The sequence below is a fragment of the Cryobacterium adonitolivorans genome (genome assembly GCF_004402695.1).
Lineage (GTDB): Bacteria > Actinomycetota > Actinomycetes > Actinomycetales > Microbacteriaceae > Cryobacterium > Cryobacterium adonitolivorans.
This window is the reverse complement of record NZ_SOFL01000049.1, coordinates 1-14,553: the sequence shown is the minus strand read 5'-3', so window position 1 is coordinate 14,553 and position 14,553 is coordinate 1. Positions and strand designations below refer to the sequence as shown.

16 protein-coding genes are annotated in these 14,553 nt (G+C 68.5%); 12 read left to right on the top strand and 4 right to left on the bottom strand.

The window, feature by feature from the left end; translation table 11 throughout:
* Positions 1–34: 34 nt before the first annotated feature.
* From E3O42_RS15020 to E3O42_RS15005, 4 genes are all read right to left on the bottom strand, one after another.
* Positions 35–1,387 (bottom strand): extracellular solute-binding protein, encoded by a 1,353-nt coding sequence (locus E3O42_RS15020; RefSeq protein WP_134454712.1) that lies wholly within the window; start codon positions 1,385–1,387, stop codon positions 35–37.
* A 68-nt stretch (positions 1,388–1,455) separates the two neighbouring features.
* On the bottom strand, positions 1,456–2,631 hold the full coding sequence (locus E3O42_RS15015; RefSeq protein ID WP_134454711.1) for an ROK family transcriptional regulator: 1,176 nt from the start codon (positions 2,629–2,631) through the stop codon (positions 1,456–1,458).
* A gap of 87 nt (positions 2,632–2,718) precedes the next feature.
* A complete protein-coding gene (locus tag E3O42_RS15010; RefSeq protein ID WP_134454710.1) occupies positions 2,719–3,072 on the bottom strand; it encodes a DNA alkylation repair protein in 354 nt (117 codons plus the stop codon).
* Positions 3,073–3,100: 28 nt separating this feature from the next.
* On the bottom strand, positions 3,101–3,349 hold the full coding sequence (locus E3O42_RS15005) for a putative antibiotic biosynthesis monooxygenase (protein WP_134454709.1): 249 nt from the start codon (positions 3,347–3,349) through the stop codon (positions 3,101–3,103).
* Between the two features lie 121 nt (positions 3,350–3,470).
* On the opposite strand from E3O42_RS15005, the gene E3O42_RS15000 reads away from it, so the two are divergent.
* The 12 genes from E3O42_RS15000 to E3O42_RS14945 form a co-directional block, all read left to right on the top strand.
* Complete coding sequence (locus E3O42_RS15000) at positions 3,471–4,064, top strand: helix-turn-helix domain-containing protein (protein ID WP_134454708.1); 594 nt, start codon at positions 3,471–3,473, stop codon at positions 4,062–4,064.
* A 7-nt stretch (positions 4,065–4,071) separates the two neighbouring features.
* Positions 4,072–6,759: a winged helix-turn-helix domain-containing protein gene (locus E3O42_RS14995; protein WP_134454707.1), complete on the top strand. Its 2,688-nt coding sequence runs from the start codon at positions 4,072–4,074 to the stop codon at positions 6,757–6,759.
* A 126-nt stretch (positions 6,760–6,885) separates the two neighbouring features.
* A complete protein-coding gene (locus E3O42_RS14990; RefSeq protein ID WP_134454706.1) occupies positions 6,886–7,575 on the top strand; it encodes a hypothetical protein in 690 nt (229 codons plus the stop codon).
* Positions 7,538–7,801: a hypothetical protein gene (locus tag E3O42_RS14985; RefSeq protein WP_198414155.1), complete on the top strand. Its 264-nt coding sequence runs from the start codon at positions 7,538–7,540 to the stop codon at positions 7,799–7,801. The genes E3O42_RS14990 and E3O42_RS14985 overlap by 38 nt, the downstream gene beginning before the upstream one ends.
* The gene (locus tag E3O42_RS14980) at positions 7,794–8,525 is read left to right on the top strand and encodes a DUF2306 domain-containing protein (RefSeq protein WP_134454705.1); all 732 of its coding nucleotides are present in this window, start codon (positions 7,794–7,796) and stop codon (positions 8,523–8,525) included. The genes E3O42_RS14985 and E3O42_RS14980 overlap by 8 nt, the downstream gene beginning before the upstream one ends.
* 97 nt (positions 8,526–8,622) lie before the next feature.
* Positions 8,623–10,041: a DUF6421 family protein gene (locus tag E3O42_RS14975; RefSeq protein ID WP_134454704.1), complete on the top strand. Its 1,419-nt coding sequence runs from the start codon at positions 8,623–8,625 to the stop codon at positions 10,039–10,041.
* A gap of 7 nt (positions 10,042–10,048) precedes the next feature.
* Complete coding sequence (locus E3O42_RS14970; protein ID WP_134454703.1) at positions 10,049–10,732, top strand: SDR family NAD(P)-dependent oxidoreductase; 684 nt, start codon at positions 10,049–10,051, stop codon at positions 10,730–10,732.
* A 113-nt stretch (positions 10,733–10,845) separates the two neighbouring features.
* On the top strand, positions 10,846–12,243 hold the full coding sequence (locus E3O42_RS14965; protein ID WP_134454702.1) for a sensor histidine kinase: 1,398 nt from the start codon (positions 10,846–10,848) through the stop codon (positions 12,241–12,243).
* A complete protein-coding gene (locus tag E3O42_RS14960) occupies positions 12,240–12,962 on the top strand; it encodes a response regulator (RefSeq protein ID WP_134454701.1) in 723 nt (240 codons plus the stop codon). The genes E3O42_RS14965 and E3O42_RS14960 overlap by 4 nt, the downstream gene beginning before the upstream one ends.
* A 341-nt stretch (positions 12,963–13,303) precedes the next feature.
* Complete coding sequence (locus tag E3O42_RS14955; protein WP_134454700.1) at positions 13,304–13,660, top strand: hypothetical protein; 357 nt, start codon at positions 13,304–13,306, stop codon at positions 13,658–13,660.
* Complete coding sequence (locus E3O42_RS18105) at positions 13,657–13,797, top strand: hypothetical protein (RefSeq protein ID WP_166788016.1); 141 nt, start codon at positions 13,657–13,659, stop codon at positions 13,795–13,797. Before E3O42_RS14955 ends, E3O42_RS18105 begins: the two co-directional genes overlap by 4 nt.
* 352 nt (positions 13,798–14,149) lie before the next feature.
* Positions 14,150–14,553, top strand: a 404-nt coding sequence (locus tag E3O42_RS14945; RefSeq protein ID WP_134454698.1) for a hypothetical protein, incomplete at its 3' end; no start/stop codon positions are given.

Genomic DNA, 14,553 nt, shown 5'->3' with positions numbered 1-14,553 from the left:
CCTTTCATTGTTCGTCTGGTTCGACAGGCGCCGGTTATTCGCCGTTCAGCATCGGCGTGAGCTTCTCGTCGTATTCCTTCGCGAGGGCCTTGAGGTCGCTGGCACCCTCGATCTTGCTGAAGAACTCTTCCATCACGAGCGAGCCCTCCACCGTGGCCCAGCCGGGCGCCGCCGGGGTGAGCTTCGAGTTCGAGGCCGAGGCGATCAGCGCCTCGGCGAACTGGTCGTCGCCGAGCGAGTCCACGTAGTCGCCGTTTGCCGGGCCGAGGCCGTTCTGGCCGAGCATGGTCTGGTACTCCTTCGAGTAGATGATCTTGAGGAGGCTCTTGGCCAGCTCGGGGTTCTTGCTCGCCGCGGAGATGCCGATGTTGGAACCGCCGGCGAAGACCGGGGCGGGCTTGCCGTCGTTGCCCGGGAGGGCGAAGACCGCGTTCTTGGTGTCATCCCAGGTGCGGGTGGCCTTGCCGTCGGCATCAGTGCCGAGGGTTCCGATCGACCAGTGCGCCCAGGTGGGTGCCATGATCGAGGCGGCGGACAGCGAGGTGTTCGACGTGACGGCGCCCTCGGCGTCCTTGATCTCGTCGCTGTCGTTGAGGTAGATGTACTGGTTGGAGTCCTTGGCGTCGTTGGGCGCGTTGGAGGCGGACTTGTACAGGTCCTGCAGCTGGGCGAGGCCCTTCAGGCTGTTCTCTGAGGCGAGCGTCGAGGTCCAGGTGCCGTCCTTCACGGTGGCGAGCTCGCCGTCGTTGGCGAAGATCCAGGAGATGCCGTTGCGCCAGTCCTGCCCACCGAGGTAGAAGCCGGAGAAGTCGGGGATGTTCAACGGGTTGGCGGCGTTGACTGCGGCGACGCCGGCGTTGAACTCGTCGAGGGTCGTGGGCTGCTCGACTCCGGCCGCGGCCCAGACGTCGGACCGGGTGAACACGGCGCGGGAACCGAAGTAGTAGGGCAGGGCGTAGTTCTTGTCGCCCACCATGCCGGCGTCGACGAAGGACTGCAGCAATTTGCTGCCACCGAGCTCCTCGTACAGGTCTGAGATGTCGAGGAAGGCGCCCACGTTGGTGAAGGTCGACGACTGGGTGTTGCCCAGCTCGGCGACATCCGGCGTGTTGTTGGCGTCGGGCAGTGAGGTCGTCAGCTTGGTGACGAGGTCTCCCCAGTCCTGCTGCTGGATGTTCAGCGTGGCGCCGGTCTGTGCGGCGAATTCGGACTTGAGGTAGTCGCGCAGTTCATCGGGGGTGTCACCGCCGGCGAGCCACAGGGTGATGGTCTTGTCGCTGTTGTCGGTGGAGGCGTCATCGCCTTCATCGGCGGCGGACGAACATCCCGCCAGCACGAGCGCGGAGGCAGTGGCCAGCGCGGCGAGAGATACGAGCTTTCTCTTCATGAGATATTCCTTTCGGGGATTGCCGATGTTGGCGGGCGCCACATCGTTGGTGCAGGGAAATGCTTCGGCTACGAAACTCCGAGTTGTGCGGAAAGAACCATGACGGCCGCGCCGCGCAGAACGATGTCCTCCCCCTGCGCGGTCATTCGCAGGGTGAGGTCACCGGTTTCGGTGGCCATGGTCCTCGACCGGAGGGTCTCGACGGTGGCCGCGGAGAGCGCCCCGTCGAGAAGTTCGGGTGGCCCGCTCAACACGATTTCGAGCAGGTTGAGGGCACCGACGACGGGAGCGAGGATGATGCCGAGCCGGCGCCCGGCTTCGGAGAGGATGTCAAAGATGGCGCGCTCGGCATCCGCCGGTGTGGCGGCTGCGGCGGTGGCATCATGGATCGCCGCGGTCAGCCGCGGTACCGAGAGCCAGGCCTCGAGGCACCCGGACTTGCCGCAGGCGCAGAGCGGTCCGTCGTCTGTGCCGACGACGACGTGGCCGATCTCACCGGCGGCGAAGCGCTCGCCGAAGATGGCGCGACCGCCGATCAGCAGCCCTGCGCCGACGCCGTGGCCCACCTTGACCAGTAGCAGATCATGGTCGGCGCCACCGAAGCTGTGTTCGGCGAGCACCGCGGCGTTGGCGTCGTTGACCACCCGCACCGGCAGGCCGGTCGTGTCCTGGAGCCTGGCCTGGAGCGGCTGGTCACGCCAGCCGAGGTTGGGCGCGTTGCGCACGACGCCCGCCCGGTCGACGATCCCGGGAGACCCGATCCCGACACCGAGGATCGGGGCGGTGGCCCGGGCGATCACCTGGGCGAGCAGCTCGGCGACCTTGTCGAAGGCGGCCTCGCCGCGGGCTCCGGCCAGGTCCAGTCCCGAGCTGGAGAGCACCGCGCCGTCCAGGCTGAGCACGGCACCGCGCAGGCGGGTGTGACCGGAGAGGTCGAGCGAAATGATCTGGAAGGCGGCCCGGTTGATGTCGAGCAGTGTGGCCGGCTTGCCGGGGCGCGATTCCTGGCGCTGGCCGAGCTCGATGACGAGGTTCTCCCCCATCAGCTCGCTGATCAGGTCGGACACCGTCACCCGGGTCAGTCCGGTCTCGCGGGCCAGGTCCGCGCGACTTTGCAGACCGGTGCGGTACAGCGTCTGCAGCACCAGGGTGCGGTTGTTCAGGCGGATGTGCTCGGGCAAGACCTTCGTGTTGGGGCGAAGGGCTCGGTCCTGGATCATCCGCGGGGCACCGAGAGCTGTCATGTTTGTTAGTAAACCTTACGAACGAAATGCGCGCAAGGGAGAACAAACTATTGATTCACTTGTTTACCAAGTCGTGACGCGCCTCTGCTATCCCCGTCGGAACGGCCTCGGACGCTCAGTGGGCTGGCCACGATAGTGCGCCCGCAGCTCGGCGCTCAGGTGCTCGGTCGCGTGGCTGAGCATGGAGCGCGGCATCTGGCCCGCGTGCAGGTCAAGGAAGCCGATCAGCAGGTCCCGGTCGACGCGGGCGCCCACCTCGCGCAGCATCCAGCCCGAGGCCTTGTGCATCAGCGGCTCAGGGTCTCTCAGCAGCCGTGCGGCCAGGTCGAGGGTCGTGGTCGCATCGCTGCGGCGGATGAAGGCCTGGGTGGCGATCGCGGCGAGCGCCGCCCGCACGTCGCCCGCGGCGGATATGCCCATAGCGTGCCCGGCATCCGTCATGGCGGCAGGCTAGCGCCTGGCGGGCCGGTCAGCGCCTCGTGGTGCGAATCCTGCCGTAGGCACGCATCAGCTGGGGCACAACGAGGTACACGGCGATCGGCACCACGACGAGGGAAAGCACGAAGGCGCGCAGGACAGGGTTCCAGTCGGTCGCGAATGGGGCAATCGCAAAGAATCCGAGCGTCACCAGCGGGAAGATGGCGATCCAGGTGATCACTGCCCGCGCGTGCACCGAGGGGGGTCCGACACTTCCGCGGGGAGCTGGGGGTAGTGACATGGTGTGTTCCTTTCGAGGGATGGGCGGCCGATGTTCACGACCTCCTTCCCTACAGTGCGGCCACCCGGAAAATACTGAAACTATCGTTGCCAAAAGTGGGACACGCTGCTTAGCTGTCTCCATGAGCACGACACCGCGGATCAATGACGAGCTGAGTCAGATCGCGCCGCGCCTGCGCCGCGCCCGCGAAAAGAAAAACGTCACGTTGGCAGAACTCGCCACCGCCACCGGGATCTCCAAGAGCACGCTGTCCAGGCTCGAGTCCGGTCAGAGGAAGCCCAACCTCGAGCTGCTGTTGCCCATCGTGGCCGCCCTGGCGGTGCCGTTCGAGGAGATCGTCAGCCCGCCCAGGGTGCAGGACCCGCGAGTGCCGCAGAAGTCCACCCGCACGGATGGCCGGACCCTCACGCCCCTCTCGCAGCATCAGGGAGAGCCCCAGGCCTTCAAGATCGTCATCCCCGCCACCGATCGGGAACCCGCTCCCCGCACCCACACCGGGTACGAGTGGATCTACGTGCTCTCCGGCCGCCTCCGGCTGATCCTCGGCGAGCACGACGTGGTCCTGGGCTCGGGTGAGGCGGCGGAGTTCGACACCCGCAATCCACACTGGTTCGGCTCCACCGGCGCCGACTCGGTGGAGATCCTCTCCATGTTCGGCAAGCAGGGCGAACGGATCCACGTGCGCGCCCGGTCCAAATCGGCGACGTCGAGCTAGCCGCGACATGCCTGTTCTCGCAACGAAGCTCTTCATCCCGCAGCTCCGACCCCACGCCGTTCCCCGGCCGCGCCTGATCGAGAAGCTCAACGAGGGGCTGCGCTCCGGGCGCAAGCTGACGCTGGTGGCCGCCCCCGCTGGATTCGGCAAGACCACGCTGCTCAGCGAGTGGATAGCCGATGCCCAGCACCGGGACCCGGCGCTCATGGTGGCCTGGTTGTCCCTCGACGAGAGCGACAACGAACCGTCCCGCTTCCTCGCGTATCTGCTCAGCGCCGTGAACCACGCCGATCCCACCCTGGGCGTTGAGGCGCCGAGCGACCAGCCGACCGGCATGACGGCCACACTGACCACCCTCATCAACGAGTTCAGCCAGGCGTCGCAACACATCCTTCTCGTGTTAGACGACTTCCAGTTCATCGAGGACCCGTCGCTCCTGGGCGCCGTCGTCTTCCTGCTCGACCACCTCCCGGCGAAACTGCATCTGGTGATCATCAGTCGTTCCGACCCGCTGCTGCCCGTGGCCCGGCTGAGAGCAGGCGGCGAGCTCACCGAGTTGCGCGCGGCCGACCTGCGCTTCACGCCGGACGAGGCCGCCACCTTCCTCAATCAGATGATGCACCTGGGCCTGTCCTCAGCAGAGATAACCGCCCTCGAGACCCGCACCGAAGGGTGGATCGCGGGACTGCAGCTGGCAGCGCTATCCCTGCGGGAGCGCACCGACGTCTCCGGCTTCATCCAGGGGTTCACCGGCAGCAACCGTTTTGTCATTGACTACCTCGTTGAAGAGGTCCTGCAACGCCAGCCAGCCCACATCCGAGACTTCCTGCTGCACACCGCCATCCTCGACCGGCTCAGCGGACCACTCTGCGACGCCGTGACCGAGCTCACGGGCAGCAGCGAGATCCTCGCCTCGCTCGAGCGGGACAACCTGTTCGTCGTCCCCCTGGATGATCGACGCCAGTGGTACCGCTACCACCACCTGTTCGCCGACATGCTCCGGGCGCGCCTGGCCGGTGATGGCCCGGCCCTCCCGGCCCGGCTGCACACTCTCGCCAGCGTGTGGCTCGAGCAGAACGGCCTCGCGGAGGACGCCGTCACGCACGCGCTGGCGGCAGCGGATTTTGAGCGGGCGGCGCGACTGATCGAGCTCGCGGTGCCGATGGTGCGGCAAAGCAGGCAGGATGCCACGCTGCTGCGGTGGTTGACGCTGTTGCCGAGAGACGTCATCACGCGACATCCCGTGCTGGGCGTCTACTACGCCTGGTCGTCGCTCGTGTCCGGTGACCTGCAGGCCGCCCAATCCCGCCTGGTCGACGCGGAGCACGCACTGGCCGCCACCACCGCGGACGGAGCCCCGGCGCACGATTCAGTGCTCAGCGAGGAACTGCGGACCCTCCCCGTGACGATCGCGGTCTATCGGGCCGCCCTGGCGCAGGCGCGAGGCGATGTGGGCGCGATGAGGGAGCACGCCAGCCAGGCCCTGGACCTCACCCAACCCGGCGACCATCTCGGGCGCGGTGCGGCCGCCGGTTTCCTGGGGCTCGCCTCGTGGGCCGCCGGCGATCTCGACGACGGGGTGCGGGCCTTCGGCGAGGTCCAAACGAGCCTCCGCCTGGCGGGCAATCTGGCGGATGCGCTGGGGACCACGATTCCGTCGGCCGACATGCTCATTTCCCAGGGCCGGCTGCGCCAGGCGCGGCGCGCCTACGAGCAGGCTGTGCGGCTGGCCGGCGAACAGGGCGATCCACCCCCGCTCTCCACGGGCGACCTGCATGTCGGGCTCAGTGAACTGCTGCGGGAGCTGGGCGACCTGCCCGCGGCCTCCGAACATCTGGCGACGAGCGAAGCGCTGGGCGACCGGTCCAACTCCCGGGAGAACCGGTATCGGTGGTACGTGGCGATGGCGCGCATCCGGCAGGCGGAGGGCCACCCCGATGTCGCCATCGACCTGCTCGGCGAGGCGGAGCGCCACTATCTGCGCGGGTTCTTCCCCGAGGTGCGCCCGATTCCGGCGATGAAGGCTCGGGTCTGGATCGCGCAGGGGCGACTGAATGAGGCCCTCGCCTGGGCCGACGAGCACGGCCTGTCCGCCGGGGCCGAATCGGCCGCTGTGGATCTGAGCTATCTCCGCGAGTTCGACCACCTCACCCTGGCGAGACTGTTGATCGCCCAGCTGAAGACGCCGGAGGCGTTGCGGTTGCTGGATCGGCTGCTCGATGCGGCGGAAACCGGGCGCCGCAGCACAACCGAGATCCTCATCCTCCAGGCGCTGGCGCACGGAGCACACGGCGACACTGCGCTGGCGCTGGCGCCCCTGGCACGAGCTCTCGCCCAGGCCGAGCCTGAAGGCTATGTGCGGCTCTTTGTGGATGAAGGGGCGGCCATGGCGGCGCTGTTGCGCGAGGCTGCGACCAGGGGCATCGCCCCGAACTACGTTCGGCGGTTGCTGCGCGACATCCGGCCCACCGATGGCCGGCCAGGGGGCATCCAGACCCTGACGGAGCCACTGAGCGAACGCGAGCTGCACGTGCTCAGGCTGCTGGCCAGCGAACTGAGCGGTCCCGACATCGCCCGCGAGCTGTACATCTCCCTGAATACCCTACGCACACACACCAAGCACATCTTCACCAAGCTCGAGGTGAATAGTCGCCCCGCGGCCGTGCGTCGCGCAGACTCGCTGGGCCTGCTGTAGAACCCCTCCGGGCACAATCACCACGTCGGTCACCACGCCGTGTGATGCCGCGTCACCACCTCCCTCCGTAGATTCAGGTCGTCATCAGGAACCGGCCTGGGCCACTCACAATCACGGAGAGACACCATGAACATCACACCGTCCACCCTCACGCGTGCAGCCGGCATCTTCGCCGCGCTCTCGGGGCTCCTCTACATCGTCATCCAATTCATCCACCCCAGCGACGTGGTCGCATCTCTCACCACGCCGGCCTGGGTGATCGTGCACGTCCTCAGCCTCAGCATGGCCGTCCTGGGTCTCGTGGGCCTGGCCGGCCTGTATCTGAGCCAGGTGAAGAAACTCGGCCTGCTGGGCCTGATCGGCTACCTCATGTTCAGCCTGTTCTTCATCCTGCAGGCGGCGTTCAACTTCGCCGAGGCGTTCATTGCGCCCCTGCTCGCCGGAACCGCCCCGCAGCTCGCCGAGGACTTCGTGGGGCTCTTCGGCCGCTATGCCAGCGAGACCGACCTGGGTCCGCTCGCGTTGGTCGTGCCGGTCGGGAGTGCGCTGTACATCCTGGGCGCGCTGCTGCTGGGGATCGCGATACTCCGGGCGCACGTACTTTCCCGCGGTGCGGGCATCCTGCTCATCGCTGCTGCCGTGCTCACCCCCGTCTTCGGCCTTCTCCCGCACAACATCGAACGGCTGGCCGCCATCCCGATGGGCCTCGCCCTGATCTGGCTCGGCTACTCCCTGTGGTCGACAGAGCGTAAGAACGCGGCACTGAAGGAGGGGCGCGATGAGCGACGCACCCAGGATGCCGCACCCACCCGCTGACCTCGTCAGCTACGAGATTCGTCTCCAGGGCCGGCTCGATGACCGGTGGGGGACCTGGTTCGACGGCTTCCAGCTCAGCGCTGGAAGCGACGGGACCACCACCCTGACCGGCCCCGTCACCGATCAGGCGGCACTGCACGGGCTCCTGCGCCGCATCGGTGACCTCGGCGTCACCCTGATCTCGATCAACGCCACCCTCCCGAGCAACGGAGACTTCGATGAATGACCTCGCGACCGCCCCGGCACCCGGACTCGATCGACGCCCCCGGGCGCCGTGGCTCGCGCCCACCGGGTTGATCCTTCTCAGCCTCATCCCGGTGCTCGCCGGTGCGGCACGGATCACCGAACTGACCGGCGGAGCCGTCGCTACCGAGCAGAACGCCCGGTTCCTCGACTCCCCGGTTCCCGTGATCACGCACATCATCAGCGTCACCGTCTTCAGCCTCGTCGGAGCGTTCCAGTTCGTCCCCGCCCGCCGCCGAGGTCCTGTCCGGGGGCGCAAGCGGGCGTGGCACCGCATCGCGGGCCGCATCCTTATCCCGGCCGGCCTGCTCGCCGCGCTGTCCGGGGTGTGGATGGCGGTCTTCTACCCGCACCCGCCAGGGGACGGCCCGCTCCTGCTGGCGTTTCGGGTGATCTTCGGGTCGGCGATGGTGGCGAGTATCGCGCTGGGCGTCGGCGGGATCGTCCGCCGGGACTTCATCCTGCACAGCCAGTGGATGACCCGCGCCTACGCGATCGGCGTGGCCGCAGGCACGCAGGCGCTGCTGCTGATCCCCGGAGCGATGGCCTTCGGGTCGACAGATGAGCTCTCCAGGGCCGTTCTCATGGGTGCCGCCTGGGTGATCAACCTCCTGGTGGCCGAGTACCTGATCCGTCGACGGGCCCGGCCGGCGCAATCACGCGCCAAATCGGGCGAAGACGGCGATTCACTGCGGATGCTCGCATGAAAACGCCGTCAGCCCCCGGTTACGCTGGGGGCGGCGCACACCGATGTGCGCCGCACGCACGTCGCGCCCGCGGCACTCACGAGGACGGGAGGTTCCCATGTCGAATTACATTGCAGATGCACTGGTCGGTGAGCCCGAGGTTCTCGAGGACACCGCTACCACCGCCACCGCGGCCGACCTGACCAGATCGGACCTGACCGGCTCTCCCGCCTGGCTGCGACTCAAGACCGCCGCAACCGCCCTGCAGGCCGTGCAGGCCCAGGACGGCTCGATCCCCGAGGCCGGCGCACACGCGGCTGCGCAAGCGTCCGTCGCCGGGATCACCGCAGCGGTGACCGAGCTGTCGCCGCACTTCCCGCACGATGCCGCCTACCTGGCCGCCGTCGTGGTCGACTTCGACCGCTGGGTGGCCGGCGGCTTCGGCGTGCCCGACTTCTACGACTCGCTGCTGGCCTTCCAGCCGCAGCAGAACCGGGTCGACGGCATCCGGCATCTGGTGGTGTTCCCGATGTACACGCAGAACGGCAGCCCCAACCGGCTCGTCGAGGCGGTGTTGATCGAGGTGCTCTGGCCGGAGTTCGTGGCCGAGCTCGAGCTCGAGTACACCAACAAGCTGTTCGTGCCCATCCGCTTTCTCGACTTCACGGCCGGCTACGACACCAACTCGGCGGTGCTCTTTCCCGAGACCGTGGCAATGCGGCAGATCCCCACGTTCACCTGGGGGGCGATCTTCGCCGACCGGGAGGCCGCGAGGTTCCGCCGGGTGGTGCGCGCCGCGGCTGGGATCACTCGGCTGGAGCTGCCCGCCGAGGCCGAAGCGCTGCTCGAGGACCAGCACCTCGCCGAGGAGACCTTTGTGATGTGGGACCTCATCCACGACCGCACCCACATGCGCGGGGACCTGCCGTTCGACCCGTTCATGATCAAGCAGCGGATGCCGTTCTTCCTGTATTCACTCGAGGAGCTGCGCTGCGACCTCACGGCGTTCCGCGAGTCGGTGAAGATCGAACGCGACGAGGCCGCCAGCCCCGAGGCACGTCGGCACGCCAGACTCGTGCAGTACGCGGTGATTTTCGACCGCATCTTCAGGTTCTCGATCACCGGCAGCCGGGTGCGCAATTATGACGGTCTCGGCGGGCAGTTGCTGTTCGCCTGGCTGCACCAGCACCACGTGCTGCACTGGACCGACACGGCGCTCTCCTTCGACTGGGAGGCGGTGCCCGACGTGGTCATCGCGCTCGGCGCCCAGATCGACGACCTGTACTGGGAGTCGATCGACCGGCCGAAGAAGGCGCACTGGCTGGCCGCCTACGAGATGCTCACGAAGACGCTCACGCCCAACCCGGCGTCGACGTGGGCACGCGGTCTGCCGCTCGAGGTGCTCGCCGGGGCACCGAAGGGCTACACCGACCTCGTCCTCGATGACGAGTTCCCGCTCTCGATGTTCTTCGAAGCGCTCGACAAGAAGATGAAACCGGTCATCGAGTCGACCATGGGCATCACGGCGGATGCATAGGCTCACGATGGCCGACCCATCCGGTGACCCGGGCGAGCACGGGGCCGCCGGGCACACCGTACTGATCGCCGGGGCCACCAGCGCCGCCGGGGTGGCCGTCGCGGCCGCCCTGGCGGGGGTCGGCGCCCGGGTGCTGGCCGTGGGCTCCAACGAGGAGCGCCTGGCGCGCGTGCTCGAGGCGGCGCCGGAGGCATCCGTCTACGTCTGCGACCTGACCGATTTCGCCGCGGTGACCGCGCTGGCCGCCACCGTGCACGCCGAACACGGGCCCGTCGACGGGCTCGTGCACATGGTGGGCGGCTGGCGAGGCGGCGGCGGACTCGACGGGCAGACCGACGAGGACTGGGACTTTCTGCACGAACGCGTCGTGCGGACGCTCCGCAACACCACCCGCGCCTTCAACGCCGACCTGCTGGCCTCGTTCACCGGCCGGCTGGCGATCGTGTCGTCGGTGTCGGTGGATGCGCCCACCCCCGGCGGTGCCAACTACGCCAGCGCCAAGGCCGCCGCCGAGACCTGGACCCGGGCGGTTGGCCACGGCTTCGCCAAGGCCGGCGACACCGCCGCGGCCGTGATCTTCGCCCTGCGCGCCCTCGAGGGCCTCGAGCGCCGGCTGGCCGCCGATGTCGTGGCCCTCTGGGACTCCCCCGCGGCAGCCCTGAACAACACCCGCCGCATCCTCACCCCCTGACCCCGCAGACGCAGGCGGCAGTCCGCGACGAGGCCTGAGCCGTGACGGCTGTCCGGGCCGACCTCCGCCTTGGGGCTGATCCGCCCGCGGCGCCGCGGCGCTAGCGTGGGGGCATGACTGCCGAATCCCGCACCGAACGGGTCGCCGATCCCCTGGCCGACGGATGGCGGCGGCCGCGCGGCCCCCGCACGGCGTACCGGGTGGATGCCTGGGTGGCGCTGGCGCTGGCCGGCGGCACCGCCCTGAGCATCTCGCTGACCCTCGGCACCGGGCTCATGGGCGATGCGCCGTGGTGGCAGGTGGTGATCTGGGTGGCACTCATTGCGCTCCCCCTGGCCGCCCGCCGCCGCTGGCCGGAGGCCGTGGCACTGTTGGTCTCGCTGGTCTTCGCCGTGTTCGGCAGCATGGGCGTCACCGACGGACTCTTTTCGAGCATCTGCCTCTATGTGGCCATCTACTCGGTGGGCGCATGGAGCCACCATCGTACAATCGCCCGGTGGACGCGGCTGGGCATCATCGCGGGCATGTTCATCTGGCTGTTCTGGAGCTTGTTGGAGACCGCCAACCAGTCCACCGCCATCCCCGAACTGTCCAGGGACGGTTTCTTTTCACCCTATGCCGCCTACGGCCTGCTGCAGGTGCTGCTCAACCTGGTCTACTTCTGGGCCGCCTATTACTTCGGCGGCGCCGCTTGGCAGGCGGCCCGGCGCTCGGCGGCGCTCGAGGCACTCACCCGTGAGCTCGCCACCGAACGAGAACGCACCGCGGCCCAGGCCGTCAGCCTCGAACGGGTGCGGATCGCCCGGGAGCTGCACGACGTCATCGCCCACCACGTGTCGTTGATGGGCGTGCAGGCCGGCGCGGCCCGGCGCATCCTCGACCGCGACCCGGCCAACGCCGCCCGCGCGATCACGGTGATCGAAGAGAGCGCCCGCAGTGCGGTCGACGAACTGAACACCATGCTCGGTGCCCTGCGCGCCGATGATACCGACGGCGCCCAGCCCGCCCACCAAAGCACCAGCACCCGTGGCGTCGACCAGCTCGCAGAGCTCGCCCAGGAGAACACCGACGCCGGACTGGCCGTGCGGCTCCAGGTGATCGGCGAGCCGCGCCCGGTTCCCGGCACCATCGGTCTCAGCCTCTATCGCATCGCGCAGGAGGCCCTGACCAACACTCGCAAGCACGCCGGTACCGGCGCGACGGCAGAACTGCGACTGCGTTACGAGGCGGATGCCGTGGAGCTGGAAGCCACCGACACCGGTCGCGGCGTGCGCCCACCGGCCGGCACCGCCGCCGAGCAGCGCGCCCCAGGCGGCCTCGGCCAGCAGGGCATGCGCGAGCGCGTCGCTGCTGTCGGCGGTACCCTCGAGCTGGCCAACCGGCCCCGCGGCGGCTACCTGGTGCGCGCCCGCGTTCCGCTCGCCGCCCCGCCGGTGGCCGCCACCGAGTCGCCCTCCCTGCCCCTGCCCGCCGAGGCATTGGCGCCGGCGTCCGTTCAGGACACCGAATGAGCGCGCCGATCCGGGTGCTCCTCGTCGACGACCAGGCCCTGGTGCGCGCCGGATTCCGCATCATCCTCGAGTCCGAACCGGGCATCGTGGTGGTCGGCGAGGCCGTGGACGGCGCCGCCGCGATCCGCCAGGCCGCCGCTCTGCAACCAGACGTGATCTGCATGGACGTGCAAATGCCGGGCATGGACGGACTCACCGCCACCCGCGTGATCGTGGCCGACCAGAGCAGCCGCGCCGCGGTGCTGGTGCTCACCACCTTCGACAGGGAGGACTACCTCTTCGCGGCCCTGCAGCACGGCGCCAGCGGGTTTCTGCTCAAGAACGCCTCGCCTGAATCCCTCGTCGAGGCGGTGCAGGTGCTCGCCCGCGGCGACGCGCTGCTCTCCCCCGAGATCACCCGCCGGGTGATCGCCCGCTTCGCCGGCCTTCCGGGCTCCCTGCCCGCCGCCGCGCCGGATGCCGAACCGGCGCAGGATACGCACCGGTCGGAGCCGGCGGCCGTGGGCATGCTCACCGACCGGGAGCGGGAGGTCTTCGAGCTGATCGCGCTGGGCCTGGCCAACGCCGAGATCGCCGGTCGACTGTACCTGGGCGAGGCCACGGTGAAGACCCATGTTTCGAAGGTGCTGCAGAAACTCGATCTGCGCGATCGCATCCAGGCCGTGGTCTATGCCTACGAACACGGCATCGTGGTGCCGGGCACCCCGCAGCATCGGTGACCGGCTGCCAGCCCCAGCTCGGCCGAACGAGGGTGCGGACACCGGGATTTCGTTCGCTCCCGCACAGCGTGAAATACGCCCCCGTTTGGGGCCGCTGTTCGCGACTCTCCACTCTCCACATCCCGACCTGAATGAGACACGAACCCTGACGACAAGAACCACACGGAAGTGGACGCACCGCACAGCAGCGTTCGGCCTTGGCCTGGCCCTGATCGGTGGGATGGCCCTGGTTGCCAGCCCCGCACAGGCAGAGGAAATCCAGCCGGTCGCCGCAACGGCCGCGCCCGTTCCCGCCGAACCTTCCGACGTTCCGACGCCCTCTCCAGCGCCTCGACCCGATCGTGGGAAACACCCTCACGTACCAGTGGACCGTCGGCTTCGGCCGCTACGGCGGCGAGGTCGAAGGTGCCACCTCGATCAGCTACACCCTGACGTCGGCCGAGGCCAACGGCTCGATGGGGCTGGCTGTCACCGGGTCGCTCGACGGCTTTGCCTCAACGACGGTGCGCGAGTTCATGGAGGCATCGGTGACCCAGCCTCTCAAGCCCGCCGCTCTGGCGCCCGATTCAGCCGCGCTGAGTCAGTACCTGGCAGCCGCAAAGGTCACCTTTGAGCCACAGACGTCGGCTGGACTGCCGACTGGTGCTCTCAACCCGAAGAACGCTCGTACACAGCGAATATCACGTGGATGGAAATGAGCGACTCCTACGTCGACGTCTACGTGCACTCACAGCCGACGCTGGTCGGCAGCTTCCTGGTCATCGACAGTGCCCTGCAGATCCCGCCTGACCGCCGCACTGATCAGCTCCCTCACAGCCGACACACACCCTGGTGATCACAGGACAGACCTCAGGCCTGACCCAGGCCGTGGCGCTGAACGTTGCCGCGTCCCCCGTCCGTGCCGTCAGTGCCGTCCGCACCGGTACCGCGCTCCGAGACCGGCGCCTCAGTGGCCGGGCCGCTGACCGCCTCCGCCGTGCTCCTCATGCTCGGTGCAGTTCTGGTCCTGCGTCGCCGTCGCGTGACCGCCTAACGGTTCGATCTGCCACCGGGCGCGGCCCAACGGCCGCGCCCCTTTTTGCCGTGCTTTCGCCGGTGCCGTTCCTCCACAGGCCGGTCTTTTACGACCTTTCCACAGCTGGTTTGTGGGGCCTGGGAGTGTCGGTGGTGGGTGGTTCACTGTCCCTATGGCCACCTCAGCTGCCACACCCGAAGACACCCCAGATGACGCCGCGGACCCCGCAGTGGATCCCGCGGTGGATCCTGTCGCGGCGGCGATCAGCGCCGTCATCAACCCGCTGATCGAGAACGAGAAGACCATCGCGGCGGGTTACGCCGAGCGCACCCGGCTGCTCGCGGAGCTGGACCGCCTCGGCCATGAGCCGCGCATTATCGCGGGCCTGGGCGGTGACCCTGTCGAGTCCGGCCGGAACGATCCCGACACCGGCGCGCACGGCCCAGCCTGGGACGACGAAGAACTCTCCCGCCGGTGCATGGCCGCCGAAGCCGGCGGTGCACTGCGTCTGACAGCCACCACGGCGGGCATCATGATCTTCAACGCCGCCCGGTTCACCCGCCAGCTCCCCGCCTT